Here is a 25,692-nt window from a genome sequence, read left to right on the forward strand (position 1 = left end):
CTTAACAGCCAGCGGCCTTGTCCAGATAGATCACGGAATCTTGTTGCAGTCCCTGCTCCTCATAGAGGTGGCAGGCGGTCTGTTGCCCGGGACGGATCTCGGCCAATTTGGTGTACTCCTGACGGCAGCGATCGTGCACCTTGCCGCAGCGGGCCTGAAAGCGGCAGCCGACCGGCACCTCCAGCAGGTTGAGTGGGGTGCCCGGGATCCCCTCCAGCACCTTCTTCGGCCCGTGCAGGGGCGGGAAGGAGTTGCCGAGCCCTCTGGTATAGGGGTGTAGCGGCGCGGTCAGGATCGCCTTGGAGGGGGCGACCTCCACCAGTTCACCGGCATACATGATGCCGATCCGATCGCAGAACTCCACCATCAGGGAGAGGTCGTGGGTGATGAACAGAATGGAGAAGTTGAACTTCTCTTTCAGGGCATAGACCTTCTGCAGGATCTCCCGCTGTACCACCACATCGAGCGCCGTGGTTGGCTCATCCATGATCAGGAGCTCGGGGTTGAGCGCCATGGCGATGGCAATCACCAGCCGCTGGCGCATGCCGCCGGAAAACTGGTGCGGGTAGTCCTTGAGCCGGCTCGGGTGGATATCGACGATGGTGAGCAGCTCCTGGGCGCGCTTGATCGCCTCGTAACGGGTCATGCCGGGGTTGTGGGCCAGCAGCACGTCGCAGAACTGCTCCTCCATCCGCAGCACAGGGTTCAGGGCGTTCATGGCGGACTGGAACACCACCGACACCTGCTGCCAGCGATAGGAGCGCAGCCGCTCGTCGTTGTAGTGGAGGATATTCTCCCCCTTGAACAGGATCTCGCCACCGCTGATGTAGGCGGGCGGCTTGTGCAGCCGGGCCACCGAGAAGGCGACGGTGGATTTGCCGCAGCCCGACTCACCGGCGAGACCGAAGATCTCGCCCTGTCTGATATCGAAGCTCACCGAGTTGACGGCGCGCACGTCGCCATTTTCGGTAATGTAGTCAACGCAAAGATTGCGTACTGACAGCAGGGGATGCTTGTTCATGCTGTCTTCTCCTGTGCTGTGGCAACCGGTGTGGTGACCGGCGCCGCGAGTTTCTTCCAGCGGCTCAGCCCTTTGTGGGAGCGCAGCTGCGGGTTGGCAATCTCGTCGATGGCGAAGTTGAGCAGGGCCAGACCGGCACCCAGGGTGGCGATGGCAAAGCAGGGGGCCAGGATCTCCCACCAGGCGCCGACCAGAATGGCGCTGGAGGTCTGGGCGTTGTAGAGCATGATGCCCCAGCTCACCACGGTCGGGTCGCCGAGGCCGAGGAACTCCAGGGTAGCTTCGGTGACGATGGCGTAGATGATGGAGCCGATGAAGCTCACCCCGATGATGGAGATGAGGTTGGGCAGGATCTCCACCAGAATGATGCGCCAGGCCGGCTCGCCCAGCACTTCGGCGGCGATGACGAACTCCTTCTCGCGCAGGGCCAGGGTCTGGGCACGGATGACCCGCGCGCCATAGGCCCACGAGGTCAACCCTATTATCACGGCAATCACCGCCGGTGACGCCTCCCCGATAAAGCTCGCCAGCACCAGTAGCAAGGGGAGGTTGGGGATCACCAGCACCACGTTCATCAGGAAGGTGAGGCACTCATCCACCAGACCGCCGAAGTAACCGGCAGTGATGCCGATGGCGACGGCCAGGGTGCAGACCAGCAGACCGGCGCTGAAGCCCACCAGCAGCGAGATACGGGCGCCGTTGGTGAACTGGGCCCAGATGTCGTGGCCCATGCGGGTGGAACCCATCACGAACTCGGCACTGGGCGGCTGGTGCGGGCGAGCCACCCGTTTGGTCGGCTCGTTGCTGGCCAGAATGGGGGCAAAGAGGGCCATCAGTACGAAGGCAACCACGATGGCGAGGCCACAGGCAGCCTTCTTGTTGCCCAGCAGGATCTTGAGAATGGTCGGCATACGCATCTTATTTGCCTCCTGTACGCAGACGGGGATCCAGGAAGACGTAGAGCACGTCGGCCAGGAAGTTGAAGCTGAGCATGGTGATGGTCATGATGAGCAGCTGCCCCTGAATGAGCGGGTAGTCGCGGGCCAGAATGCCCTGATAGAGGGTCAGGCCCAGGCCGGGGTAGTTGAAGATCACCTCGGTGATGAGGGAGCCACCGATAACGAAACCGAGCGCCATGGAGAGGGCGGTGACGCTGGGCAGAATGGCGTTGCGTGCACCGTAGTTGAAGATCACCCGGTTGCTGGAGAGCCCCTTGGCCTTGGCCATGGTGATGTAATCCTCGCCCAGCAGGTTGATCATGTTGTTGCGCATGGTGATGAGAAAGCCCCCCACCTGTACCACGGCCAGGGTCAGCACCGGCATGATGGCGTGAGTCATGATGCTCTTGATGTGCTCCCAGCCCCAGTCAGCCTTGATCTCCGGGCTGTAGGCGTAGCCGATGGGCAGCCACTCGAGGCTGACTCCGAACAGGAACAGGGCGAGCAGGGAGACCACCACAGGCGGAATGGCCTGCATCACCAGGGTGAGCGGGGAGAGAATGCTGTCCATCCGGCCTCCGCGATACCAGGCGGCGAAGATGCCGACGATGGAACCGATGGAGAAGCTCAGGATGGTGGAGGTGCCGACCAGAAACAGGGTCCAGCCGATGGCACGGCCCAGCACGTCAGAGACCTGCTGCGGGTAGAAGCGCACCGAGGTGCCGAGATCCCAGGTGAAGACACTCTTCACATAGGTGAGAAACTGGGTGCCGATGGGGCCGTCGACAAAGCCGAAGGTGGCTTTGAGGGCTTCCAGGGCGGCGGGTTCCATCATGGCGCCAGCGCGGGCAAACATCACGGAGACAGGATCCCCTGGCATGGCACGGGGTAACAGGAAGTTGATGGTGGCGGCTACCAGAAAGGCAACCAGATAGAAGGAAAAGCGTCTCAGTATGAATCCCATGATAGTACCTTTTACTGCAAGTCTGCCCCGCGTCGGCTATAGCTACCCCAACCCCGGCAAAGCCGGGCAAGAAGGGGATTAACGGGGAAGATGGCCCCCCGCAGGGGGCCGGGATTGTTTAGCTGTTTGGCTTGAGGGACAACACGTGCAGCAGACGCTCAGGGGTGTCCGGGTGGAGCTGAGGTTTGGCTACCGGGTTATCAGCGCTGAACCAGCCGTTGAAGCGCTTGGTGCTGTACTCATACCAGGTCGGGTTGTTGAAGACCGGAATGATGGTCTGGTTGGCACCAACACGATCCTGGATGGCGAACATGATCTCCTTCTGCTTGGCCGCATCGGCGGTCTGGGTGAAGTCATCGATCAGCTTGTCGAGCTCGGGATCCTTGTAACGGGGTGCGGCGAAGCGGTTGCCGCGCTCACCCATGTTGCGGGAGTGGAATGCAGTCTCGAAGTACTTGTGCGGGTTGGCACCGGCAAAGTAACCCTGCAGGGCGACATCGAAGTCACCGGTGATCAGGTTCTCGGTCCAGACGGTTGCTTCCGGGGTGGCGGTCTTGGCGTTCAGGCCCAGTGCCTGCAGCCCTTCTACACCGATCTGTACTGTGTTGACCCAGTCGGTCCAGCCGTTCGGCACCAGTACCTTGAACTCGATCTTTTTGCAGCTCGGGGTGTCGAGGAACTTGTCGCCGTCACAATCCTTGTAGCCTGCCTCTTTCAGCAGAGCCTTGGCTCCTTCCAGATCGAACTTGTTGTACTTGCCGTACTTCTTGTCCACTTCCGGGTTGTTCCAGGAGTCAAAGGCTTTGCCCAGACCTGACGGGTACTCGTTGACGGTGGGGTAGCCGTAGCCCGCGATATCCACCATGGACTGGCGGTCCATCGCCATGGAGAAGGCGCGGCGGAAGTTGATGTCGTTGAAGGCTTCGTGGTTGCCCGGGTTCTTGGTCTGGAAGTTGACGTTGAACGCCACGGTACCGGAGGCCGGGAACCAGTATTTGTTGTTCTTCGGATCGTTGCCGACGTAGAGGCGCTCGATATCCGGCACGAAGGAGCCGAACCAGTCGATGTCACCTTTCATGACAGCAGCCAGCACCTGGTCGTTGGTGGCCATCTGCGGCATGCGGATACAGTCGATAGCGAGGTTGGCGTTATCCCAGTAGTGCGGGTTGCGGCACTGGGTATAGAGCTGGGCGGAGAAGTTGTCCACTTCGGTGAAGGGGCCAGTACCAACCGGCTTGTCGTTGGTGAAGGCAACCGGATCTTTCACCGATTTCCACTGGTGCTCCGGCACGATAGGTACCAGCACCAGATCGTTCACCACGTTGGTGTTGACCTCGGTCAGGTCGAATTTGACCTTGTTCGGGGCCAGCTTCTCGACGCTCTTGATCTGGGTCCAGATTGAGCGCTCATCCAGCGCCTTGTTGGCCTTGACCAGATTGAAGGAGAAGATGATGTCATCGGCATCAAAGGCTTCGCCGTCAGACCACTTCACGCCGTCACGCAGATCGAAGGTGACGGATTTCAGGTCATCGCTGAACGCATAGTTGGTGGCCAGACGATAGACGGGTTTGCCCCCTTGCATATCGTTGAAGATCACCAGCGGTTCATAGATGAAGTGACGGGTGGTGTGCAGCAAGCCCGCTTGCAGGAAGGGGTTGAAGTTCTTGACCCAAGCGGTTTCCTGCTGTGCGACCATGGTCAGCACGGTTTTGTTTTCTGCGGCCATGGCGTTACCGGCGGCACCGGCAAGCATCATGGTTCCCAGCATTACAGCGGTAGAGATTTTGGATACTTTGGCAAGCATATGTTTTCCTTTCTTATTTTTTGGCATTCCCGAGGGTTCGCCTTGTTTTGTGTGAGCACCGGTTTCGCATGCTGATGAAATCGGCCCTCTGTGTTGGTCAGGTGTCTAACCTTTGTCGTTCTGTTTTCCAACGCCCTAAGCAAACCAGAATTAACAGGAAAACAACAACTATTGATTTCGTTGTTTTCGTAAAAATTGACGGTGTTACGTCAATCTCGTCAAAATGCTTTTTTATCTGTTTAGAATCATTGGTTTGCGTTATTTGCTCTCGCGTAAAAAGTGGCTGTGAAAATGGCGTATATGACAAATTTGTGAATTGGATCTGCTCTCGGTTTCGGAGTTGTGCGGGGCTTTGTTTTGCGCAAAAAGAAACCAGATTGCCAATTGTGATCCGGCGCCCGTTTAGGGCGCCGTGTCACGGCTTGCGGTTGGCGAGTTGACGCAGGGTCTGGGCGCTGTGCTGCAACTGCTGGCGCTGGTGGTCATTGAGCGGGCAGTGGCCCAGCACATACTCGGTGGTGGCCACGACCGTCTTCCAGCGTGGCGACTTGGGCAGGGTGTCCAGACTCAGGTATTTGTCGAGGGTGCGGGTCTGCGGGCTGGATCTGTCCATATAGACCCGCCACAGCTTGCTCTTCTCTGCCAGCACAATTTTGCCCTTGCCGGTCCCCTGCTGCCAGGCATCCAGGGTGAGCTGCATGGTCTCTACCAGCGCCCGGCGCAGCGGCTCGTCATCCTGCTGGCGAATGAGGTCGTCGGCCAGCGAACGGAACTCGCCACCCAGGCGGCTCAGCTCGCCCAGCAGCTGTTCATCTTCGATGATGGCTTGCCGCGAGAGGTTCTTGAGGGCGTTCTCCAGCGCCATTACCCGGTTCTCATCCTGACGCAGCTCGGTACTCAGAGTGAGGGCGAAAGCAGCCTGTCCTCCGAGCGCGATGGGCAAGGCACGGGCGTTGAGCACGTCCTTCTGCCCGGCCACCAGAAACTCCAGATTGTGTTCCCGTTCGCTGGCAAGGTCGGGCCACTGATGTTGCAGCGGGGTGGCGAGCCACTCATTGAGGGGCTGCCCCTCCATGGCTTCCGGCTCCTGTCCCAGCAGGCGCGCCAGCACCCGCGAGGCAAACAGCACTGTGCCCTGCTCGTCGATAAAGATCATGGGGTCGGCCCCTTCGCCGAGCAGGGCCAGCAGCCGCTGCTGATCCTGATGCAGCCGCTCCTGCAGGGTGAGGCGATGTTCGATCTCCTGCTTCAATAGCCGGTTCTCTACCAGCGAGGCGCGTCCGGCCTTGGCTTCCAGCAGTGCCTTGACCCGGGCAAACAGCTCCTCCTTGCAGAAGGGTTTGACCAGATAGTCGTTGGCACCGGCCCCGAAGCCCTCCTCGATATCCTTGGGTTGGTTAAGGGCGGTGAGCAGCAGCACCGGCAGCATATCTTTCGGGTGCTGCTGGCGCAGGCGGCGGCAGACGTCAAAACCGGAAAGGGTCGGCATCATCACATCGAGCAGGATGAGGTCCACCTGCTCCTCGGCCAGCTTGGCCAGCGCATCGTGGCCGTCACTGCTGGGCAGGATGCGGTAGCCGCAGGGCTGCAGCAGATGGCGCAGGATGTGCAGGTTGATGGGCTCGTCATCCACCACCAGAATGAGCGGAGCATCCTCGGGGGGAGGGGGCAGATCGTCGCTCTCCCAGTCCGGCAGGATCAGCGGTTGCTGGCGCACCAGCTGATGCTCGATCTGGCGGCTGTCGAGAGTCAGATTGGCCGCTTTGCCGGTGGCAAGGGGCAGGGTAAAGGCGAAGGTAGAGCCAACGCTCGGCTCACTCTCGACGAACAGCTCGCCCCCCATCAGGTGCACCAGCTGGCGGGTGATGGAAAGGCCAAGGCCGGCCCCCTGCTTGCTTACCTCCGGGCTCATCTGCACCAGCGGCTCGAAGATGTGTTCCAGATGGTCGGGGGCGATGCCGATGCCGGTGTCGGTGACCTTGATGCGCAGGAAGTTGTTCTCGACGATGGCACTGAGCACCACCTTGCCCTGCGGCGTGTACTTGATGGCGTTACCCACCAGGTTGTAGAGCACCTGTTCGAGCCGCTGCTCGTCGGCCAGCACCGGCGGCAGTTCGGCCGGGCTGATATCCACCAGAGTGAGGGGTTTGGCCTGCACAAGATGCTGGCAGAGGTCCAGCACCAGCCGGATAACCCCCTTGGATGAGACGGGTTGTGAGTGGATCTCCAGCTGGCCGTAGCGCATTTGGTGGTAGTCCAGCAGATCGTCCACCAGACGGGCCAGACCGTCGGCGCTCTTGATGATGAGGCCGAGCTGCTTTTGTTGTCCTTCGGTCAGATCCTGCTGGCTGGCGAGCATCGATTCCGCCATCCCCTTGATACCGTGAATGGGGGTGCGCAGCTCGTGGGAGGTGTTGGCCAGCAGTTCATCCTTGAGCTTGTCCGCTTGCTGCAGGCTGAGGTTCTGCTTGTGGGTCAGCTTGACCTGCTGTTGCAGCTCCTGGGTCTGCTGTTCGATCAGTTCGATCTTGTCCTTCACCGAGCGCTGCATATGGCGAAACGCCTCGGCCAGCCGGTCGATATCATCGCCGGTGCGCTCGATGGCGATGGGGTGATCCAGCGCGCCGTCGGCCACCTGCTCGGCCGCTTCGGTCAGGGAGCGCAGCGGCGCCGTGATGGAGTGGGAGAGCCAGCGAGAGAAGAGGATCAGCAGCAGTACCGAACCCGCGCCCAGCACAATTACCAGAGTTTCCAGCTGGCGGATCGGGGCATAGGCTTCCCGGGTGGAGATCTCGGCGATAAAGGCCCACTCGGTATCGAACACCTTCACCTGGGTGTAGGCGGCCAGCACCTCGTCATCCTGATAGGAGTGGAACAGCCCGACCCCCTGCTCGCCGGAGAGCGTCTTGGTGATGAGGGGAGTTTGCAGTGGACGGAAGTTGGGGCTGAAGCTGTTCTCGACGCTGAACTCCGGCGCCAGCCAGGCATCGGCGCGCATCCGCTTGTCGGGGCCGATCAGGATGGTTTCGCCGGTCTCGCCCAGCCCCTCCCGCTCCGCCATGATCTGGTTGAGCTTGTCCGGCAGCAGCTCGAAAATCACCACACCGCGCACATAGTCGTACTGCATCACGGGCGCTGCCATGTAGGCGACCACCTGCCCGGTCAGCTCGTTGCGGCCAAAATCGGTGAATTCGAAGATCTGCTGCGGCTTCTGGCCGCCATCAAGGCGGCGTTTGATCTTGGCGAAGGTCTGGCCCAAGCCACTACCCTGGTAGGGGCCGGAGAGCAGATTGGTGGCAAAGTTAGGGTGCTTGGTGACCGAATAGACCACATCACCGTTGAGGTCCACCAGAAAGATGTCGCTGTAGTTGGACTTGCGCACCATGTCGGCATAGCCGCGATGAAAGCGCTGGTGCACCCGGCCATACATCTCGTCGGCGAGGATAAGCGCCGTGATGGAGGGTTCGATCTCCACCTGACTGTCCGGTTTGCGCAGTTGATCCCAGGAGCCGGGCAGATAGCGGGCCTGGGCGCGGCTGCGGGCCTCCTGCGGCGTGGTACCCAGCTTCTCGAAGGCGCCGGTAAAGCCATAGAAACGGCCGATACTGTTGCCGGCAAAATCCTGCTGGGAGAAGTTGATGATCTGCTCTTTGAGGTTGTTGAAGTAATCCTCGAGCTGACTCTTCTTGATATTACGAACGGAGACCAGATGGTTGGAGGTCTGGGTGGTGAGATCCTTGCCGTGGCTGTATAGGAAGAAGAGGGTGACGACCAAAAAGGGCACCATGCCCAACATGAAAAAAGCCAGCATTAACTGCGGCCTGAGCCCACGAAGCGTGAAGATCCATTTCATCTTGTGATTTTCAATTGAGAATCCGGTTATTAAGCCGCTCAAGTCTCGAACGAAAGCGTAATCATTTCAACGACTTTATCCCAAATTCGCTTGGTGGGTCACAGCTGGCTGGAGAAAAATGCAGCAAGGCGTTTAAACCCTGAGCAAACAGTTTGCATCAGGGCTTAAATTGCGAAAAAGGGGTTGTGCTGGCGCTCGTGGTACGTATAATGCGCCTCGTTGTCAGGCAACTGGCACGAAAGCAGTAACGCGGGAATAGCTCAGTTGGTAGAGCACGACCTTGCCAAGGTCGGGGTCGCGAGTTCGAGTCTCGTTTCCCGCTCCAATTTTCCATCACACCAACGATGGAACTCACTTTCAAGACTATCAGTCTTGTCAGCATGGCGCGTTAGCAAAGCGGTTATGCAGCGGATTGCAAATCCGTTTAGTCCGGTTCGACTCCGGAACGTGCCTCCATCTTTTCTCTGTTTATCTCAATCATCACTCTTCGAGTCTGAGCCTTGGTCAGTATCCTTGCTGTACCAGTAACTGTTCGCAGCCAGCCTGTTTCCACTCGCGCTCGAGATAGTGGCTCACATCCGCCATGTTTTGCCCCCGATATTGAAACTGCACCTCGGCACTGTGCTGGTTGAGATCCGCAATCCGTTGCTTCAGTGTGCCGCATTGCCACAGGCTGACGGTGGGCACGCCCCGTTCGGCCAGCACAATGGCATCTTCCCGATTCAGTTGCCACTCCTCCAGTTGTGCCCGTGTCAGGGCAACCATCAGCACCAGCAGTGCCACTTCCGGCAGTTTCATGCGTGTCTCCCTACAGCATGTTTTTCCCCTGATAACTGTGGCAAAGCGCACGATTTTCGCAAGTTTGTTAACTGTTGGTTAATGACGTAACCCGTTTTCAGTATTTCCCGTTTTTCACCATTTTTTTATAAAAAAATGCGTTGGTGATGTAGTAATCCTACATGGAGTGGGGTAATCTTTGCTCAGTGGTCTTACCAGTAAGGAGTTACATCATGTTTCATCCCTTTTCCCTGACTCAGATTATTCTTCGTCGCATTTATGTATTGCTGGTGGGCATTCTGGCTTTCCCCGTGATGCTGTTTCGCAGCGATCGCGCCCGCTTCTACAGCTATCTGCACCGGATCTGGAACAAAACCAGTACCAAACCTGTCTGGCTCAAAATGAGCGAGCGTGGCGAGCGGATCTTCTACTAATCCGCAATGTGATTTCGATGAAAAAGACAGCTTCGGCTGTCTTTTTTTATATGTTTAAAAACACATAGTTAATTATGTGCTCTGCTATTATCCGCATTCCGGTTACATGGTCGGCATCGATAGTTCCTGTGTCGTGCAGATTTGCCGAGCAGGTCCACTTCCCTTTGCCCCCCCCTCTCTCGACGTGCTCTGTGATGCAAGGAGATGCGATGATCATTCGTCAGGCAAGGACCGCGGATATTCCCGCGCTGGTGGCTCTGCGCATGCAGCTGTTTTGCGAGGTGGGTGAGCTGGCGACGCCGCAGGCTGACCCGGCCTTGTGGCAGGCAACGGTTGACTACTTTACCCGGGCGATGAGTGAAGAGGGGGCTTTATCCTGGCTGGCTGAGGCCGATACGCAGGAGGGCGGCAAACAGATCGTGGCGGCCGGGACGCTGGCATTGTTTGAACGGCCACCCTATCCCGGCAATCTGGCGGGGATGGAGGGGTATCTGCTCAATATGTATACGCGGCCACAATGGCGCCAGCAGGGGATCGCCACGGCGCTGCTCGATGCCATTACAGCTTTCGCCTGCGCGCGCCAGCTTGGCAAGGTGTGGCTCCATGCCAGCGAGCAGGGGCGTCCTCTCTATGAGCGGATCGGCTTTGTCGCCAATCCGGCCTATCTGGAGTGGGACCTGGCACCTTAATCGATGGGCCCCGTTATCTCTATGGTTTCTCGTCTAAAGTTCATGCAGATGTGACGTAGTTGTAACCAGGTAACAGAGGGGCAGGGCAAGATGTTCAACTTCAAACTCAAAGCGGAATTACAAGCGTGTCAAATGCAGTTGGCCCAGGCCCAGGCATTTATTGATGCAGTAAAAGTCGGTGTCGCTACCATCAGTTTCACTCCAAGCGGCGAGATCCTCGAGGCGAACCCGCTGTTTCTGAGTGTGGTGGGCTATAGCGAGCAGGAGGTAATTGGTAAACACCACCGGATCTTTTGTGATGCCCACTACGCCCAGTCATCCTCCTACGCCCAGTTTTGGGAGCAGTTGCGTCAGGGGCATTCCCACAGTGGCATCTACCAGCGCATTGACAAACATGGCAGGGAGTTGTGGCTGGAGGCTACCTACTTCCCGGTCAAGGTTGAGGGCAAGGTGGTCAGGGTCGTCAAGATAGCCTCCGATATCACCGAGAGTTATCAGCAGTTGAGTCGTCAGAAAGCGATCATCTCGGCACTCGATCGGGCGCTCGCCATTATCGAGTTCACCCCCAAGGGGGAGATTGTGACGGCCAATCAGAATTTCCTCTCCTGCGTCGGTTACTCCCTTTCGCAGCTCAAGGGGCAGCATCACAGGCTGTTTTGCGATGAGAGCTTCTATCGCGAGCAACCCCACTTCTGGGACGATCTGGCCCACGGCCAGCTCAAGTCGGGGTTGTTCAGTCGCCGTGACAGCCACGGCAACGAGATCTGGCTGGAGGCTACCTACAACCCCATCAAGGATGAGAGCGGCAAGGTGGTCAAGGTGATCAAATTTGCCAGTGAGGTGACAGAGCGGATCAAGCGAGCCCAGGCAGTGAGCGAGGCGGCCAACATAGCCCAGACCATTTCGCAGGAGACCACCCGCTTTGCTGCGACAGGTTCTGAACTGTTGACCGCATCGGTCACTATTTCCAGCGCCATTTCCGAACAGGTGAGTCGCACTTCCGGCCTGATTGGCCAACTCAATGAGCAGTCGAAAAGCATTGAAGCCATCGTCTCGACCATCAGCAGTATTGCCGAGCAGACCAATCTGCTGGCCCTTAACGCAGCCATCGAGGCAGCCCGGGCTGGCGATCAGGGGCGCGGCTTTGCGGTGGTGGCCGACGAGGTACGTCAGTTGGCTGCGCGCACCTCCCTCTCGACCGGCGAGATCGCCAGCGTGGTTCAGAAAAACCGCGAACTGACGGCCCAGATCACCAGCAACATCAATGAGGTGGCCACCAGTGCCCAGCGTGGCAAGGAGCAGATCGGCGAGGTGAGTGGCGTGATGGCACAGATAGAGCAGGGTGCCATCAATGTGACCGAGACAGTCTCCAATCTGGCCATCGGCTCCTGACGGTTATTGATTGTTGAACGAGGCACCGATCGGATGATAATCCCATCGGTGCTTATTTATTGCGCACTTGATATGCCAATCTGAACCCCTCCTGTATCGTCCCGCCATTGTGAATTGTCCTCTTCTGGCCCCTTGATTAGGCTTGCCGCCTCATTTATTTCAGAGCAGGAACAGAACAAGATGGCGTTACAACAGAAGGGGCGGGCAATGGCCCTGCTGGTTATGGTCGCGAGCATGGGGCTGGGCGGCTGTATGGGGCAGATGGGGCTTTCCGGCATGGTCACCAAGGGCAACCTGAGCGTGGTGGATAACCGCTACGCTCGTGCTGGGGTCTTTATGCTGCTCTCCCCTGTCTACGGTCTGGCCGCGACCGCTGACTTGTTTGTGTTCAATACCATCGAGTTCTGGTCTGGCAAGAACCCCATCACCGGTAAATCTCCGGCTGTGGTGGACATGAAGGCCAATCCGGTGATCAAGGTGAACCAGCACCTGGATTCGGCCCTCAAGACGGTGCCGCTGGCCATGCTGCCACAAGGGGTGCGCGAGGTAGAGATCAGCTACCCGGACGAGCATACCGCTCAGATGGAGGTGCACTATCTGGATGGCCGACGCAGCATGATGCGTGGCGAGAAGCGTGGGGAGCTGATGGATATCTACTTCGATGGCCGCTTTGTATCTACCCTGAGCCGCGCAGAGCTGGAAGAGCGGGCGAATCAGGGCAAGGCTGCTGCCTAAATTCAACTGAATCCAGATCGATCCAGCTTCAGATGGGGTATACCTAATTCTGCTGGCAAAATCGCCATGATGTCTAAGGGAGTAGACTATGACGGTGAATGGATTGCGATTGGCGGAGTTGATTGGTTCCCTCAGTCATGCGCTCGATATGACCGAGGGGCAACCAAGAGGACACTGCATTCGCTGCTGCTGGATAGGTTCCCGTCTGGGGGAGCGGCTGGGACTGGACGCCCGGCTGCGCCATGATCTCTACTACACGCTCCTGCTCAAGGATCTTGGGTGCAGCAGCAATGCTGCCCGTATCTGCGAGCTCTATCTCACCGACGATCTTCATTTCAAACGCGATTTCAAACTGGTGGATGGCTCCCTCTCCGAGGTAGTCAACTTTGTGCTGGGCCACACCGGCTTGCAGGCGGATCTGCTGGGACGTTTTCGCAGCCTGTTTCATATCTTTCGCAACGGCGACCAGATTGCCAACGAACTGATCCAGACCCGTTGTCATCGGGGGGCGGATATCGCTCGCCAGCTCCGTTTCAGTAACGAGGTGGCCGATGGCATCCTCTCCCTTGATGAACACTGGAATGGCAAAGGTCGGCCCCTGCAACTGGCTGGCGAGGCGATCCCGCTCTTCTCGCGCATTGCCCTGCTCTGTCAGGTGGTGGATGTGTTTCACGCGGCTGCAGGCCCGGATGCGGCGCTCAAGGAGCTGCGCGAGCGCAGTGACAGCTGGTTTGATCCGGCACTGGTTCGCGAATTTGAAGCGCTGGCCGACGAGGAGTTCTGGCAAGGGCTGGCCGATCCCCGACTGACCGAGTGGGTGCTGGTCCACCCGGCCGGACAGGGGGAGGTGGCACTGGATGAGGATTATCTGGATGAAATCGCGGCGGCCTTCGGGCAGGTGGTGGACTCCAAAAGTCCCTACACCGCGGGTCACAGCGGCAGGGTTGCGCTCTATACCGACATTCTTGCCACCCAGATGGGGTTGTCCGAGCCGCGTCGACGCTGGCTCAAGCGGGGTGCCCTGCTCCATGACGTGGGCAAGCTCGGGGTGAGCAACGCCATTCTCGACAAGCCGGGCAAACTCGATGCGCAGGAGTGGGCGGCGGTGCAGATGCATGCCGCCTACACCGAGGAGATCCTGAGCCGTATCGGCGCCTTCGAGGAGCTGGCACAAGTGGCGGGTGCCCACCATGAGCGGCTCGATGGCAAAGGCTACCCCAAGGGGTTGAAAGGGGACGAGATTACCCTTGAGACGCGCATCATCACCACAGCCGACATCTTCGATGCCATCACCGCCAAGCGCCCCTATCGCGGCGCCATCCCTGTGCCGCAGGCGCTGGAGATGATGGCGGAGAATCTGGGCACCGCGATAGACCCCGACTGTTTTGCCGCCCTGCAGGCAGGTATTCAGGATTTCTCCCTCTACCTCACCACCGAGCAACCGCTGGCCAATGCCAGTTAAGATTTGCTGCCTTCATGGTCCAAGCGGCCAGTCAGATAGCAAAACGCCCCGCAACTGCGGGGCGTTTTGCATTGGGCCTAGTCGGGCTGCTTGCGATGGGGCGGGGTGAGGATCAGCCCCAGCAGGCGGCGCAGGTGGGTGAGCTGCTCGGTCAGTTGCACGTTGAGCCAGAGGTAGCCATTGATGGCCGCCTCGGTATTGGGGGGGAGCGATACCTGGGTTGCTACCTCGTGCAGGCGGGCGATGGCGGCATCCGCGCCACGCCCGTCACCGGTTTGCATCATCAGGGCAAGCTGGTTGATCGCCTCCTCGGTGGCCAGATGGCAGGCTTGCAGCGCAGCCGTGCTCTGCATCAGGAAGTGGCTCTCCCGATCGTTCCAGTAGGTGTTGGCCAGCATCTCAAGAGTGCAGAGGGTGTTGCGCATGGTGACCTGCACCGCATCAAACAGGGCGACGCTGTGGCGTGTCTCCTTGGCCGCAGGGGCCAGCAGGGCCCGCAGTTTGCCGGTCTGTGCCAGCAGCTGGGAGAGATTGTGCTTGAGGCGCGGGCGCTCCAGCACATTGGGGGAGAGGTGAGTGTGATAGAGCCGCCCCGACTGCTGCAGGATCTGGTGCAGTTGCAGCCGCCAGTGGCTGTAGGCCCGCTGGGGGTAGATGCTGCAAAAGAGCAGCGCCAGCAGGGAGCCCAGGATCACGTCGGCACTGCGCCACAGCGCCGTCTCTATATCCCCCGGCATGGCCCCCATGGTGACTCCCAGCGTGATGCCGATCAGCAGCCCCACATAGGGGCGCTTGCCGAGGGCCAGATAGCCGCAGAGAAACATGATGCACCCGCACCAGATCAGGGTGAGCGGTAGCGAGTAGATCTCGAGATAGAGCGCCACCACCCCGCAACTGGCGCCGAAGATGGTGCCCACCACCCTCTGCAGGGCGCGGGAGAGCACATTGCCCCAAAACGAGATAGGGCCCATCACCACCACCAAGGTTATCAGCGGCCAGGTGCTCTCCGGCAGTTTCAGCTCGCGGGTCAGCAGAAAGGTGAGCATAAAGGCGAGCGCAATGCGCAGGCCATGGACGATCCGGTAGCGGCCATAGACCAGCAGATCGAGTCGGGAGAGGGGGGCATCAAGACGCACGGTCTGCCTCCTGTCAGATGGGTGACGGGGCGCCGTGCATCCGGCCGACGCCCCGTCGGGATTTAGGCCAGTCGTCCCTGCAGGGGGTGGATCCAGACCCGCTCGCCAACGGCGATTCCGGGTTGATCCGGTACGATTTCGATCAGGCAGTTGGCATCGGCCATGGAGCTGAGAATGCCCGAGCCCTGTGGCCCTGTGGTGCGCACCCGCAGCTGTCCGTTACGGTCCTGATGGAAGATGCCGCGCAGAAACTCGGTGCGCCCCGGGCGGCTCTTCATCTTCTCGTCTGCCAGTGCCGAGAGGCGCAGCGGCTGCCACCGCTTGCCTTGCAAGCGGGCGATGGCGGGCTCGACAAACTGCAGCACGCAGATCATCGCCGCCACCGGATTGCCCGGCAGGCCGAAGAAGGGGGTCTGCCCCAGCTTGCCAAAGGCGAGCGGGCGGCCCGGCCGCATCTGGATGCGCCAGAAATCGATCTGGCCGAGCTCTGCCAGCACCAGCTTGATAAAGTCGGCGTTGCCTACCGAGACCCCGCCGGAGCTCAGCACCAGATCGGCGCTGGCGGCGGCCTGCTCCAGCTGCTGGCGCAGAATGGTCTTGTCATCGGGAATGATGCCAAGGTCCATCACCTCGCAACCGGCGGCACGGATAAGGGCCATCAGGGTGAAGCGGTTGCTGTCGAAGATATGACCGGGGGCGAGCTGCTCGCCCGGTGCCTGCACCTCGTCGCCGGTACTGAACAGCGCCACTTTCAGCGGGGTGCGCACTGTGAGACTGGCTTGACCGAGTGATGCCGCCAGCCCCAGCTGGGGGGCGCCAAGCCAGGTTCCGGCCGGGATGGCGACCGCACCTTTGGCGAGATCTTCGCCGGCCAGGCGCACATTCTGCCCAGCCCGGATCGGGGCGGTGACGGTGACCCACTCACCTTCAATATGTGTCTCTTCCCGCATCACCACGGTATCGACACCGGGGGGCAGCGGGGCGCCGGTCATGATCTGCACCGCCTGACCGGCCAGTACAGGCTCGTGGCGCTGTTGGCCCGCCAGCACTTCCCCCACCAGCTGCCAGCGACCGGTGGCGAGATCGTCGCTACGAAGGCCAATGCCGTCCATCGCCGAGTTGGCGTGGGGAGGCACATTGATGGGGCTTATCAGATCGGCGGCCAGCACAGCGCCGTGGCACTGGGCCAGCGGTTTGTCGCTGCAGGCAGTGCTCGGGGTGAGGGCCGCCAGAATGGCGTTGCGGGCCGCCTCGACCGAGAGAAAGCCCTTGCCCGCCTCCGGCTCCTTGCTCTGGCAGCCGTCAAGCCAGCGGCAGACGAAGTCGGCGATAGCCGCCAGATCGTTGATATCGAGTTGCGGCAGGGTGGTCTCTGCGGGCTGATCGCTGGCCAGCGCGATGATGTCGCTGTCTTCGGGGAAGAGCAGCGGCTTGCCAATCTCGGCGCGGTGCAGCTCGATTTTCGGGAAGTGCTCGTGCTTGAACCCCTCGACCAAGAGCAGGTCGAGCTCTGTCTGATCGAAGCTGGCCAGCAGATGGCGAAAATCGGCTTCGGCCAGCTCGGTTTCAATGATGCGAGCATGACGGCGGCGGGAAGCCACCATCATCTGCTGGGCACCCGCCTTGCGCAGGCGATAGCTGTCCTTGCCCGGCTGGTCGATATCAAAGTCGTGGTGGGCGTGCTTGATCACCCCGATGCGCAGGCCGCGATCCACCAGCAGGGGGATCAACTGCTCCAGCAAGGTGGTCTTGCCGGTGCCGCTCCAGGCGGCGAAGCCGAGCAGGGGAAGAGTGGGGGCCGGGGTCATGAGGTGACTCCTTGTTGGGGGTCGATAGCCGGGGCAAGCAGACGGGCCTCGTAGGCGGCCAGCTCGTCCGGGCTATTGAGATTGATAAAGGCATCCGGCTGATCGGCAAAGCTCACCACCACCATGTTGTGGCGGGCAAACCAGATATCGATTTTGCGCTCTCCCTCTGCCAGTGCGGCGGTGAGGGAGGGGAGCAGGGATTTGTGCAGCAGGGCGACCACGGGTTGCAACCAGTCGCCGTCGTGGGCCACTACCAGCTCGGTCTGTGGGGTCAGGGCGGCGCGAAAGCGGCTCATCAGATCCAGCGGCAGGGCGGGGCCGTCGCAGGGGACAAACAGCACCCAGTCATGACGGGCGGCGGCAAGACCTGCCTGCATGCCCGCCAGCGGGCCGAGATAGTCGTTGTTGTCATCGCTGATGACCGGGGCCAGCGCCTGATAGCGGGCCTGACTGCGGTTGGCGTTGATCAGCACCTCATCCACCTGGGGACGCAGGCGCGCCAAAACATGGTCGATAAGAGGGCGTCCCGCCAGTGCTACCCATCCCTTGTCTTCGCCCCCCATGCGGGTGGCGCGGCCTCCTGCCAGGATCACTGCTGATACGGCAACGGGATCAGAGTGGCTGTCGCTTTTTGAAGTCATGTCGCTCGATGATTTTTAAAGGGGTCGTCTCTTGCAGCTGGCCACGGGCGAGGGTCCATTGCCGCTCGCACAGGTCGGTCAGGGCGTTGCTCTGGTGGCTGATGACGACCAGGCCGCTGCCATGTTCCCGCAGATCTTGCGCCAATGCGGCCATCAGGGCAACCGAATGTGTGTCGAGATTGGCGGTGGGTTCATCCATCAGCAGAAAGGCCGGTTGCAGCGCCCAGGCACGGGCCATCGCCAGCCGTTGCCGTTCGCCACCGGACAAAATGCTGATGTGCTCCCGCGCCAGCCCCTCCAACTCGACCCGGCGCAGCGCTTCGAACACCCGGATCTCGCTGCCGAGCTGTTTATCGAGCGCCCAGGCCACGTTGTCGTGCACCGTGCGATCGAACAGATAGGGGGTCTGGTGCAGATAGGTGACCCGGCCCGGCCCCAGATCCCGCTTGAGCAGCCGGTTGAGCCGCTGTTGCCAGCGCCCCGGCAGATTGGTGTGGCCGCGGGTGGGTGCCAGAAGCCCCGCCAGGATTTTGAGCAAGGTGGTCTTGCCCACCCCGTTGGCTCCATGCAGCCAGATGGCATCCCCCGGTGCGATGGCGAGCCGGTCAATCTCGAACAGCTGGCGCTCGCCAAAGCGCATCGTTAGCTGGTGGGCGGTCAGGGCCATGGGGTACTCCTGTTGGTACACAGTGGGGGCATGGTCAGTTCTTCAGATAGCTGTGGCCGCGACAGGCCGTCAGCAGCAGGTTGAGCAAGAGGGCGAGGGTGAGCAGCACTATGCCGAGTGCCACCCCTTGGGTGAAGGCCCCTTTCTGGGTCTCCAGCGCGATGGCGGTGGGGATATTGCGGGTAAAGTGCAGGATATTGCCCCCCACCATCATGGAGCAGCCCACCTCGGTGACGATGCGGCTGAAGGCGCCGATGATGGCGGCCAGCAGGCCAAAGCGGCACTCGTGCATCAGGCCGATCAGCGCCTTGGGCCAGGAGACCCCGAGGGTCAGGGCGGTCTCCCAGGCGCGCCGATCGCTCTGGACAAACGCCGCGTGGGCCATGGTGGCGATCACCGGAAAGGCGATCAGCATCTGCCCCACCACCATCGCCTGCTGGGTAAAGAGCAGCTTCCAGTCGCCAAAGGGGCCAGCCCGCGACAGCAGCATGTAAAGCAAGAGGCCAATCACCACGGTCGGCACCGATTGCAGGGTATTGATGCAGGAGAGCCAGAGCCAGCGGCCGGGCAGCGGCAGATAGGCCAGGGCAAAGCCCAGCAGCAAGGCGGGCAGCAGCACCAACAGCAGGGCGATGCAGGAGACGGAGAAGGAGACCCCCACCACCTGCCACAGTTCGGTGTCACCACTGAACAGCAGGGCGAGGGCCGCCAATGTCGTGTCGATCAATGTCGGCATCAGACCTCTCTCTCATCGTGCAGGGCGAGGGCCGTCAATAAGGTCGTGTCGAGCAGGGTCGGCATCAGGCGCCTCCCTCAGCGAACCGGGGGAGGGCCATCAAGGTCAGCTCAGCGGTCAGCGTTGCCATTATTTCCCGTTGGCATCCGCTACAAACAGCGCCTGACCGGCTACCTTGAAGTCGCCGATCAGCTTCTGGCCATGCTCGGAGATCAGCCAGTTCTTCAGGGTGCGTGCCCCTTCGGTGTTGAGATCCGGGTAGCGCTTGGGGTTGACCAGGATCACCTGATAGGGGTTGAAGAGGCGCTTGTCACCCTCCAGCAGTACGGCGAGATCCAGCTTGCTCTGGTAGGCGAGCCAGGTGCCGCGGTCGGTCAGGGTGTAGGCACCCAGCTCCGAGGTCATGGTCAGGGTCGGCCCCATCCCCTGGCCGATGGACTTGTAACCGGCAAACTCGGGTTTGACGTCAGCCGCCTGCCACAGGGTCTTCTCCTTGATGTGGGTGCCGGACTCGTCACCGCGGGAGATAAAGGTCTGGCCCTGCTCCTTGATGGCTTGCAGCCCCTTGGCTGCGTCATGCAGTTTGCCGAGACCCGCCGGATCTTTCGCCGGGCCGACGATAACGAAGTCGTTGTACATCAGGTGCACCGGCTCGATGCCAAAGCCCGCATCGACGAACTTCTTCTCGGCAGAGGGGGCGTGGGTCATCACCAGATCCGCGTCGCCGTTCTCGCCCATCTTCAGGCTCTGGCCGGTACCGGCCGCCATTACCTGCACCGGATAACCAGTCTCCTTGGTGAACTGGGGCAGCAGCCAGCCCAGCAGACCGGACTGCTCGGTGCTGGTGGTGGTGGCGAGGCGGATCGGCGCTTTTGTGGCATTAGTATCCGCTTCGGCGTGGGCCGCACCGGCGATCAGCAGGCTGGTGGCGAGGGAGAGGGCAAAACGTTTGAGGCTGGTTTTTATCGTCATCGTGATGCAACTTTTTCAGGGTGGCTGAGGAGAGGGCAAGAGTAAGCAAGCAGGGTGCCAAACTGTTCCTTTGCCGCTGTATTCACGGTTTGCCGTTTAAAAACAGAAGCTTATTAGAATCAATTAGGTGAGCTTGTTATCGCTTTTAATAATTGGTGTTGGTGCTTTTGATACGGTAAGGACAAAATGTCCCACTAAGGTTCCGGTTATCGGGACATTCACCGACCGTACGTGCATCCGAGGTACTTTTTTCCATGACACTCCCTCCCAGCCGCTGGTCTGCCCTCTCCCTGCTTATCGTTGACGATGAGCCCGGCATGCGCAGCTTTCTGGCCAAGGCGCTGGCCAAGCGTTTTGCCCAGATTGAGACTGCCGCCAGCGTGGAGGAGGCGGAAGCCCTGCGCTGCCGCCTTCACTTTGACCTTATCATCGCCGACATCCGGCTGCCGGGGCGCTCCGGCATCGAGTGGCATGAGGCCATAGACCCCGCCACCCGCCGCAGCGACATCATCTTCATGACCGGTTTTGGCGATATGGAGACCGCCCTCAAGGCGCTGCGCCTCGGCGCCAGCGACTTTATCCTCAAGCCTTTCAACCTCGATCAGATGGTGCAGGCGGTGGACAGAGTCATCGAGCGCCGCCAGATGGAGCGGGAGAACCTGCTGCTGCGCCGGGAGGTGAGCAAGCTGTTCCCGCCCACCCTGATTGGCGACAGTGCCAAGACCCGCGAGCTCAAGACGCTCATCGCCAGAGTAGCCCCCTCCAATGCCGCCGTATTGGTGGAGGGGGAGTCCGGCACCGGCAAGGAGCTGGTGGCCCGCGCCCTGCATCAACTCTCTGGCCGGATGGGGGCCTTTGTGCCCCTCAACTGCGCCTCCATCGCGCCGGAGCTGCTGGAAAGCGAGCTGTTTGGTCACGTGCAGGGGGCCTTTACCGGCGCCCGCAAGGGGCGCGACGGCCTGTTCCGGGTCGCCCATCAGGGCACCCTGTTTCTCGACGAGATCGGCGAGATGCCGCTCGCCATGCAGGCTTCCCTGTTGCGGGCGTTGGAACAGAAGGCCATCCGCCCGGTGGGGGCCGAGCGCGAATTGGCGGTGGATGTACGCATCGTTGCCGCCACCAACCGCAACCTCAAGGCCGAGGTGGAGGCGGGCCGCTTTCGCGAAGATCTCTTCTATCGCCTTAACGTGGTGGCGCTGCCGGTCGCCCCCTTGCGGGAGCGGATCGACGATATCCCCGCGCTGGTACACCACTTCACCCGCCAGCTCACCGCCGAGATGGGGATGGGTTCCTTGAGCTGGACCCACGAGGATGTGGTGGCGATGCAGGCCTACCCCTGGCCCGGCAACGTGCGGGAGCTGCGCAACCTTATCGAGCGCTGCCTGCTGCTGGGCAAGCCCCCGGCGGATTACTGGCAGAGCAGCAAGCCTGCCGAACAGGGCGCGAGCGAGGAGGGCTATCCGCTGGCGTGGCCGCTGGCGGAGGTAGAAAAAGCCCACATCCTGCAAGTGGTGGCCAGCCATGATGGCAACAAGTCGGCCGCCTCCCGGGTGCTCGGGGTGGCGCGCAAGACGCTGGATCGCAAGTTCAAGGAGTGGGCCATCGAATGAGGAAGGCTAACTGGATGGGGGGGCGATGAAACTGACCCTGCTCTCCCGCTGTATGCGCGCCCTGTTGCCCCGTTGCGTCCGCACCAAGGTGCGCTGGCGCCTGCTGCTGCTCACCTCGGTGCCCATCATGCTCACTCTGGTGGGCATGATAGCGCTCACCCTCTACTGGACCCTCACCTACAGCTGGCAGAACCTGCTCACTACGGTGCGCAGCGATCTCGGGGTGGCCCATCACGCCATCACGGTGCAGCAGCAGCGCCAGACCGAGCATCTGGAGCATCTGCGCGATGCCTGGGCCTTTCAGCTGCGGCTGCGGGAATCGCCGGATCAGCTGCATGACTGGGTAATGCCGCTGGCGGCCAACTATGGCCTCGATTTTCTGCGCTTGCGCCGCGGCCCCGAGCTGGATCAGCTGACGGCGCAGGAGCGCGCCGCCCTCACGGCTGGGCGCAGCGTCAGTCACTTTGTGGTCTGGTCGCAGCAGGAGATGCTCGCCCTCTCCCCGCAACTGGCCAAACGGGCCGTGCTGTGGCAGCGGGATGGCACCAGGGTGGTGGAGGACAGGGGGCTGATCAGCCTGTCACTGACCCCTGTGATGGGCCGCGACGGCTCCCTTTGGGCCGTGCTGGAGGGGGGCGAGCTTGTCAACGGCAGCACCCGGCTGGTGGATGAGCTCAAGGGGCAGGTGTTTGCCAAAAATACCCTGCCGGATGGCAGCGTTGGCACCGTCACCCTGTTTCTCGACGATCTGCGGGTGAGCACCAATGTGCCGGTCAGCAGCAGCCGTCAGGTGGGCCGGGCGGTGGGTACCCGGGTCTCGCCGCCGGTGCGCGAGCAGGTGCTGGGACGGGGGGAGATGTGGGTTGACCGCGCCTTCGTCCACGACGCCTGGTATGTCTCGGGCTACGAGCCGCTGCTGGGAGCCAGGGGCGAGCGGATCGGTATGCTCTATGTCGGTTTTCTCGAGTGGCCCATTATCCGTACCTACCTCACCAATCTGGTGGAGCTGGGGTCCGGCGTAGTGCTGCTGTTGCTGCTCTCCGGCCTGCTGGTCTATCGCGGCGCGCGGGATCTCTTCTCCCCCATCGAGCGGATGCACAAGGTGGTGCGGCAGGTGCAGGCCGGGGAGTCGGCTCGCATCGGCCCGCTGGCCCTCGATCCCGATCACGAGCTGGCCCAGCTCGGTCGCCAGTTTGACGCCATGCTGGACAGGCAAGAAGCGCACCAGCAGCAGATGGCCCGCAGTGCCGACGAGCTGGAGCAGAAGGTGGCCGAGCGTACCCAAAGTCTCGAGCAGAAGACCGCCGAGCTGGAAGATCATATCCATATGCTGACCGAGGCGCGCCAGCAGTTGCTGATCAGCGAGAAGCTGGCAGCCCTCGGCGAGCTCTCCGCCGGGGTGGCCCACGAGATCAACAACCCCTTGGCGGTGATCCTCGGCAATGTGGAGCTGATGAAGCTGGAGCTGGGGGAGGCGGCCGAGCCGGTCAGCGAGGAGCTGGCACTGGTGCTGGCCCAGATCGAGCGCATTCGTGCCATCACCCGCAGCCTGCTGCAATACTCTCGCCCCGGCGACTATGAGACGGCGCCTGTGTGGCAGCACCTCAATCCCATCATCGAGGAGAGCCTGACCCTGGTGCGCTCCGCCCTGCGTCAGCAGCAGGTGGAGCTGGTGGCCGATCTCAGGGCCCAGCAGCCCATTGAGGCGGATCGCCAGCAGCTGTTGCAAGTGCTGATAAACCTCCTGGTCAACGCCAGCCACGCGCTGGGGGAGCAGGGGGAGATCCGGGTCGAGAGCCGCGACTGGGTCGATGAACTGGGTCAGCTGCGCGGGGCCGAGGTACGGGTGATCGACAACGGTAGCGGCATCGAGGCGGCCATTATCGACAAGATCTTCGACCCCTTCTTCACCACCCGCGCTACCGGCACCGGTCTGGGGCTGGCCCTGAGCCACCGCATCATCAGCCGCTGGGGTGGCGAGCTCTTGGTGGACTCTACCCCGGGGCAGGGGAGCTGCTTTACTGTGCGGCTGCGCAGCCACGCCCTGCTACCCAGCGGCAGCGAGCCCGCGAAACTGGAAGGGTGGCGCATCGCCCTCAATGCCGAGGGGCGTGAGACAAGCGATTGAGGCGGTTATAAAAAGGCCCGTGATAAAAACAGCCCGTCAACATGGTTGGCGGGCTGTTTTGTCGGTGGGTGAGTGGTTATTTACTGCGGGCTCCACACCAGCTTGCCGCTTTGGGTCAGGTCATAGCCGCCGAGGCGGGCCGCCAGCTCGCGCCCCTCTGGGGATTGCAGCCAGCCGATCAACTGCTGCAGCAGGGTGCGAAAGAAGACCCCCTGCGGCATCACCAGATCGAAGCACTCCTGCGACAAGGGCATAAAGCCGAGGCCAAACTCGGTGGCGGTGCTCTGGGCGCCGGGCCCGACATCCGCATCGCCGCGGCTGATGGCGGCGGCCAGTTCCCGCTCGCTATTGACCTCGAGGGTGCGCTCCAGCCGGGTCAGCGATTCGCCTTGCGTTTGCAGCCACTCCTGCAGGGCGCGCTGGCTGCCGGCCCCCTCCTGGCGCATGGCCCAGCGCCAGTCGAGCGCCTCTTTCGCCTCCTTGGGTTGCAGCCCTTGCCGCAGCACCAGCCCCTGCACCCGCCGAAATCCATGAACGATCACCCATTGCCGGTGGCCCTGATACTGCTGCACCAGCGCCGGGTGGCGCAGGTGCGCCTCCTCGGCCTGCCCCCAGTGGATGGCGCACAGATCCACATGGCCGCGCGCCAGCATCGCCAGCCCCTGTCGGGTGCCGCACGGGGTGTAGCCCACCAGTGCCTGGGTGCCGAGCTGCTGTGCCAGCCGGCTGCTGGCGTAGTGCAGCAGCACGTCGTCCGAGCCCGCCAGCAGCAGCCGGTCGTTCATCACCCCCTCGTGGCAACTGCCGAGCAGCCAGCGGTCGAGCAGGGAGCGGGGAAACAGCCACTTGCCGGTCGCCTTGGTGGCGGGGATGCGCGCCTCGTTGGCGAGCTGGTAGACCTTCTTCTCGTTGAGATCGAGGTATTCCGCCACCTGCTTCACGTTCATAAACTCATTCATGGCTTAGTCCCGCATCCCGCGACCGGCCGGACTGGGCGCCAGCACCGGCGGCTTCTCGTCCAGCACCATATGGTCGTGACCGCTGAATACCTCGAAATGGCGCCCCTTGGCGCGGGCAATCATGGTGATACCGAGCTGGCGGGCCAGATCCAGTCCCATCTGGGTGACGCCGGAGCGCGACAGCAGCACCGGAATGCCCATCTGCGCCACCTTGATCACCATCTCCGAGGTGAGCCGCCCCGTGGTGTAGAAGATCTTGTCGTGGCCACTCTCGCCGCGCATCCATAGCTCGCCCGCCAGGGTATCTACCGCATTGTGGCGCCCCACATCCTCGACAAAGGAGAGGATTTCGCTACCGCGACAGATGGCGCAGCCATGGACGGCGCCCGCCATTTTGTAGGTTTCGTTATGGGCCGACAGCGCCTTGAGCAGGGCATAGAGGGTGCTCTGTTTAAGCTCGGGCGCCGCCAATACCACCCCTTCGAGCTTCTTCATCACGCTGCCATACATGGTGCCCTGACCACAGCCGGAGGTGACCGTCTTCTTCTCCAGCGACTTCTCGAGATCGGCGGCCTGCTGGCTGCTCACCACGGCGGCGGCCTCGCTCTCCCAGTCGACGATCACCGACTCGATGGCCGCAATATCCTCGATAAAGCCCTGATTTTTCAGATAACCCAGCACCAGCGCTTCGGGGCGGGCCCCCAGCGTCATCAGGGTTACTATCTCCTTCCAGTTGAGGTAGACCGTCAGTGGCCGCTCACAGGCGATTTGGCGGGTTTGCAACGTGCCCTGCTCATCCATCACCTCGACGGCCATGGTGAGCTGGGCTGCTGCATTGCTTTTGATAAAGGTCGGTGTCATGGGCCCCTCGCGACCGGTTGCCGGGATCTAAGGGGAGGAATACAGCAAGTTTTGTTCCAGATTGTTTAACGATATTTGCAGAAAAGCATGAAAACTATTTTCCAC

Annotated in this window: 21 protein-coding genes and 2 tRNA genes; 9 read left to right on the top strand and 14 right to left on the bottom strand. The window is 61.2% G+C overall.

What is annotated here, in order from left to right:
- Position 1: 1 nt before the first annotated feature.
- The 5 genes from I6L49_RS00475 to I6L49_RS00495 form a co-directional block, all read right to left on the bottom strand.
- Positions 2-1,021, bottom strand: coding sequence for an ABC transporter ATP-binding protein (locus tag I6L49_RS00475; protein WP_019446723.1), 1,020 nt, complete (start codon positions 1,019-1,021; stop codon positions 2-4).
- Positions 1,018-1,938, bottom strand: a complete 921-nt coding sequence (locus I6L49_RS00480; RefSeq protein ID WP_005347708.1) for an ABC transporter permease — start codon at positions 1,936-1,938, stop codon at positions 1,018-1,020. The genes I6L49_RS00475 and I6L49_RS00480 overlap by 4 nt, the downstream gene beginning before the upstream one ends.
- A 1-nt stretch (position 1,939) precedes the next feature.
- A complete protein-coding gene (locus I6L49_RS00485) occupies positions 1,940-2,923 on the bottom strand; it encodes an ABC transporter permease (RefSeq protein WP_005353818.1) in 984 nt (327 codons plus the stop codon).
- Positions 2,924-3,041: 118 nt separating this feature from the next.
- Positions 3,042-4,727 carry an ABC transporter substrate-binding protein gene (locus tag I6L49_RS00490; protein ID WP_005347706.1) on the bottom strand — a complete coding sequence of 562 codons (1,686 nt, stop codon included), beginning with the start codon at positions 4,725-4,727 and terminating at the stop codon, positions 3,042-3,044.
- Between the two features lie 415 nt (positions 4,728-5,142).
- On the bottom strand, positions 5,143-8,580 hold the full coding sequence (locus I6L49_RS00495; protein ID WP_216950345.1) for an ATP-binding protein: 3,438 nt from the start codon (positions 8,578-8,580) through the stop codon (positions 5,143-5,145).
- 249 nt (positions 8,581-8,829) lie between these two features.
- Between I6L49_RS00495 and I6L49_RS00500 the strand changes: the two genes are divergently transcribed.
- Positions 8,830-8,905 (top strand) — tRNA-Gly (locus tag I6L49_RS00500).
- 57 nt (positions 8,906-8,962) lie between these two features.
- Positions 8,963-9,036 (top strand) — tRNA-Cys (locus I6L49_RS00505).
- 48 nt (positions 9,037-9,084) lie between these two features.
- Here I6L49_RS00505 and I6L49_RS00510 read toward each other — a convergent pair.
- Entirely contained in the window at positions 9,085-9,378 is a 294-nt protein-coding gene (locus I6L49_RS00510) for a hypothetical protein (RefSeq protein WP_005347702.1), read from the bottom strand.
- Between the two features lie 212 nt (positions 9,379-9,590).
- Between I6L49_RS00510 and I6L49_RS00515 the strand changes: the two genes are divergently transcribed.
- From I6L49_RS00515 to I6L49_RS00535, 5 genes are all read left to right on the top strand, one after another.
- Complete coding sequence (locus I6L49_RS00515; RefSeq protein ID WP_005334863.1) at positions 9,591-9,791, top strand: YbfA family protein; 201 nt, start codon at positions 9,591-9,593, stop codon at positions 9,789-9,791.
- Positions 9,792-10,000: 209 nt separating this feature from the next.
- Positions 10,001-10,480, top strand: coding sequence for a GNAT family N-acetyltransferase (locus I6L49_RS00520; protein WP_216950346.1), 480 nt, complete (start codon positions 10,001-10,003; stop codon positions 10,478-10,480).
- Between the two features lie 90 nt (positions 10,481-10,570).
- On the top strand, positions 10,571-11,872 hold the full coding sequence (locus tag I6L49_RS00525) for a PAS domain-containing methyl-accepting chemotaxis protein (RefSeq protein WP_216950347.1): 1,302 nt from the start codon (positions 10,571-10,573) through the stop codon (positions 11,870-11,872).
- A 180-nt stretch (positions 11,873-12,052) separates the two neighbouring features.
- A complete protein-coding gene (locus I6L49_RS00530) occupies positions 12,053-12,607 on the top strand; it encodes a DUF3332 domain-containing protein (RefSeq protein ID WP_216950348.1) in 555 nt (184 codons plus the stop codon).
- A gap of 88 nt (positions 12,608-12,695) precedes the next feature.
- Positions 12,696-14,069 carry an HD-GYP domain-containing protein gene (locus tag I6L49_RS00535; RefSeq protein WP_216950349.1) on the top strand — a complete coding sequence of 458 codons (1,374 nt, stop codon included), beginning with the start codon at positions 12,696-12,698 and terminating at the stop codon, positions 14,067-14,069.
- A gap of 77 nt (positions 14,070-14,146) precedes the next feature.
- Here the strand turns inward: I6L49_RS00535 and I6L49_RS00540 are convergent, their stop codons facing one another.
- The 6 genes from I6L49_RS00540 to I6L49_RS00565 form a co-directional block, all read right to left on the bottom strand.
- Positions 14,147-15,205 (bottom strand): FUSC family protein, encoded by a 1,059-nt coding sequence (locus I6L49_RS00540; protein ID WP_021229852.1) that lies wholly within the window; start codon positions 15,203-15,205, stop codon positions 14,147-14,149.
- A gap of 62 nt (positions 15,206-15,267) precedes the next feature.
- The gene (locus tag I6L49_RS00545; RefSeq protein WP_216950350.1) at positions 15,268-17,013 is read right to left on the bottom strand and encodes a bifunctional molybdopterin-guanine dinucleotide biosynthesis adaptor protein MobB/molybdopterin molybdotransferase MoeA; all 1,746 of its coding nucleotides are present in this window, start codon (positions 17,011-17,013) and stop codon (positions 15,268-15,270) included.
- Positions 17,010-17,654, bottom strand: coding sequence for a molybdenum cofactor guanylyltransferase MobA (gene mobA, locus I6L49_RS00550; protein WP_021229854.1), 645 nt, complete (start codon positions 17,652-17,654; stop codon positions 17,010-17,012). The genes I6L49_RS00545 and mobA overlap by 4 nt, the downstream gene beginning before the upstream one ends.
- The gene (locus I6L49_RS00555) at positions 17,626-18,321 is read right to left on the bottom strand and encodes an energy-coupling factor ABC transporter ATP-binding protein (RefSeq protein WP_005362120.1); all 696 of its coding nucleotides are present in this window, start codon (positions 18,319-18,321) and stop codon (positions 17,626-17,628) included. Before I6L49_RS00555 ends, mobA begins: the two co-directional genes overlap by 29 nt.
- Positions 18,322-18,355: 34 nt before the next feature.
- Positions 18,356-19,057 carry an ABC transporter permease gene (locus I6L49_RS00560; RefSeq protein ID WP_019446238.1) on the bottom strand — a complete coding sequence of 234 codons (702 nt, stop codon included), beginning with the start codon at positions 19,055-19,057 and terminating at the stop codon, positions 18,356-18,358.
- A gap of 129 nt (positions 19,058-19,186) precedes the next feature.
- Positions 19,187-20,029 carry a substrate-binding domain-containing protein gene (locus I6L49_RS00565; protein ID WP_216950351.1) on the bottom strand — a complete coding sequence of 281 codons (843 nt, stop codon included), beginning with the start codon at positions 20,027-20,029 and terminating at the stop codon, positions 19,187-19,189.
- Between the two features lie 254 nt (positions 20,030-20,283).
- Between I6L49_RS00565 and I6L49_RS00570 the strand changes: the two genes are divergently transcribed.
- The gene (locus I6L49_RS00570) at positions 20,284-21,639 is read left to right on the top strand and encodes a sigma-54 dependent transcriptional regulator (protein ID WP_058055711.1); all 1,356 of its coding nucleotides are present in this window, start codon (positions 20,284-20,286) and stop codon (positions 21,637-21,639) included.
- A gap of 25 nt (positions 21,640-21,664) precedes the next feature.
- Positions 21,665-23,767 (top strand): HAMP domain-containing sensor histidine kinase, encoded by a 2,103-nt coding sequence (locus I6L49_RS00575; RefSeq protein ID WP_216950352.1) that lies wholly within the window; start codon positions 21,665-21,667, stop codon positions 23,765-23,767.
- Between the two features lie 80 nt (positions 23,768-23,847).
- Here I6L49_RS00575 and I6L49_RS00580 read toward each other — a convergent pair whose 3' ends face one another.
- A complete protein-coding gene (locus I6L49_RS00580) occupies positions 23,848-24,714 on the bottom strand; it encodes a helix-turn-helix transcriptional regulator (RefSeq protein WP_013723539.1) in 867 nt (288 codons plus the stop codon).
- A gap of 15 nt (positions 24,715-24,729) precedes the next feature.
- A complete protein-coding gene (locus tag I6L49_RS00585) occupies positions 24,730-25,587 on the bottom strand; it encodes a formate dehydrogenase accessory sulfurtransferase FdhD (protein WP_216950353.1) in 858 nt (285 codons plus the stop codon).
- Positions 25,588-25,692 lie beyond the last annotated feature (105 nt).

The sequence above is a fragment of the Aeromonas sp. FDAARGOS 1419 genome (genome assembly GCF_019047045.1).
GTDB classification, from domain to species: Bacteria; Pseudomonadota; Gammaproteobacteria; order Enterobacterales; family Aeromonadaceae; genus Aeromonas; species Aeromonas veronii.

What these genes read in the sequence shown, in the direction of transcription:
- I6L49_RS00495 (WP_216950345.1), bottom strand. Translation starts at nt 8,580, where the DNA reads ATGAAATGGATCTTCACGCTTCGTGGGCTCAGGCCGCAGTTAATGCTG.
- I6L49_RS00485 (WP_005353818.1), bottom strand. Translation starts at nt 2,923, where the DNA reads ATGGGATTCATACTGAGACGCTTTTCCTTCTATCTGGTTGCCTTTCTG.
- I6L49_RS00510 (WP_005347702.1), bottom strand. Translation starts at nt 9,378, where the DNA reads ATGAAACTGCCGGAAGTGGCACTGCTGGTGCTGATGGTTGCCCTGACA.
- I6L49_RS00515 (WP_005334863.1), top strand. Translation starts at nt 9,591, where the DNA reads ATGTTTCATCCCTTTTCCCTGACTCAGATTATTCTTCGTCGCATTTAT.
- I6L49_RS00535 (WP_216950349.1), top strand. Translation starts at nt 12,696, where the DNA reads ATGACGGTGAATGGATTGCGATTGGCGGAGTTGATTGGTTCCCTCAGT.
- I6L49_RS00570 (WP_058055711.1), top strand. Translation starts at nt 20,284, where the DNA reads ATGACACTCCCTCCCAGCCGCTGGTCTGCCCTCTCCCTGCTTATCGTT.
- I6L49_RS00560 (WP_019446238.1), bottom strand. Translation starts at nt 19,057, where the DNA reads ATGCCGACATTGATCGACACGACATTGGCGGCCCTCGCCCTGCTGTTC.
- I6L49_RS00555 (WP_005362120.1), bottom strand. Translation starts at nt 18,321, where the DNA reads ATGGCCCTGACCGCCCACCAGCTAACGATGCGCTTTGGCGAGCGCCAG.
- I6L49_RS00585 (WP_216950353.1), bottom strand. Translation starts at nt 25,587, where the DNA reads ATGACACCGACCTTTATCAAAAGCAATGCAGCAGCCCAGCTCACCATG.
- I6L49_RS00490 (WP_005347706.1), bottom strand. Translation starts at nt 4,727, where the DNA reads ATGCTTGCCAAAGTATCCAAAATCTCTACCGCTGTAATGCTGGGAACC.
- I6L49_RS00475 (WP_019446723.1), bottom strand. Translation starts at nt 1,021, where the DNA reads ATGAACAAGCATCCCCTGCTGTCAGTACGCAATCTTTGCGTTGACTAC.
- I6L49_RS00580 (WP_013723539.1), bottom strand. Translation starts at nt 24,714, where the DNA reads ATGAACGTGAAGCAGGTGGCGGAATACCTCGATCTCAACGAGAAGAAG.
- I6L49_RS00480 (WP_005347708.1), bottom strand. Translation starts at nt 1,938, where the DNA reads ATGCGTATGCCGACCATTCTCAAGATCCTGCTGGGCAACAAGAAGGCT.
- I6L49_RS00520 (WP_216950346.1), top strand. Translation starts at nt 10,001, where the DNA reads ATGATCATTCGTCAGGCAAGGACCGCGGATATTCCCGCGCTGGTGGCT.
- I6L49_RS00530 (WP_216950348.1), top strand. Translation starts at nt 12,053, where the DNA reads ATGGCGTTACAACAGAAGGGGCGGGCAATGGCCCTGCTGGTTATGGTC.
- I6L49_RS00565 (WP_216950351.1), bottom strand. Translation starts at nt 20,029, where the DNA reads ATGACGATAAAAACCAGCCTCAAACGTTTTGCCCTCTCCCTCGCCACC.
- I6L49_RS00575 (WP_216950352.1), top strand. Translation starts at nt 21,665, where the DNA reads ATGAAACTGACCCTGCTCTCCCGCTGTATGCGCGCCCTGTTGCCCCGT.
- I6L49_RS00545 (WP_216950350.1), bottom strand. Translation starts at nt 17,013, where the DNA reads ATGACCCCGGCCCCCACTCTTCCCCTGCTCGGCTTCGCCGCCTGGAGC.
- mobA (WP_021229854.1), bottom strand. Translation starts at nt 17,654, where the DNA reads ATGACTTCAAAAAGCGACAGCCACTCTGATCCCGTTGCCGTATCAGCA.
- I6L49_RS00525 (WP_216950347.1), top strand. Translation starts at nt 10,571, where the DNA reads ATGTTCAACTTCAAACTCAAAGCGGAATTACAAGCGTGTCAAATGCAG.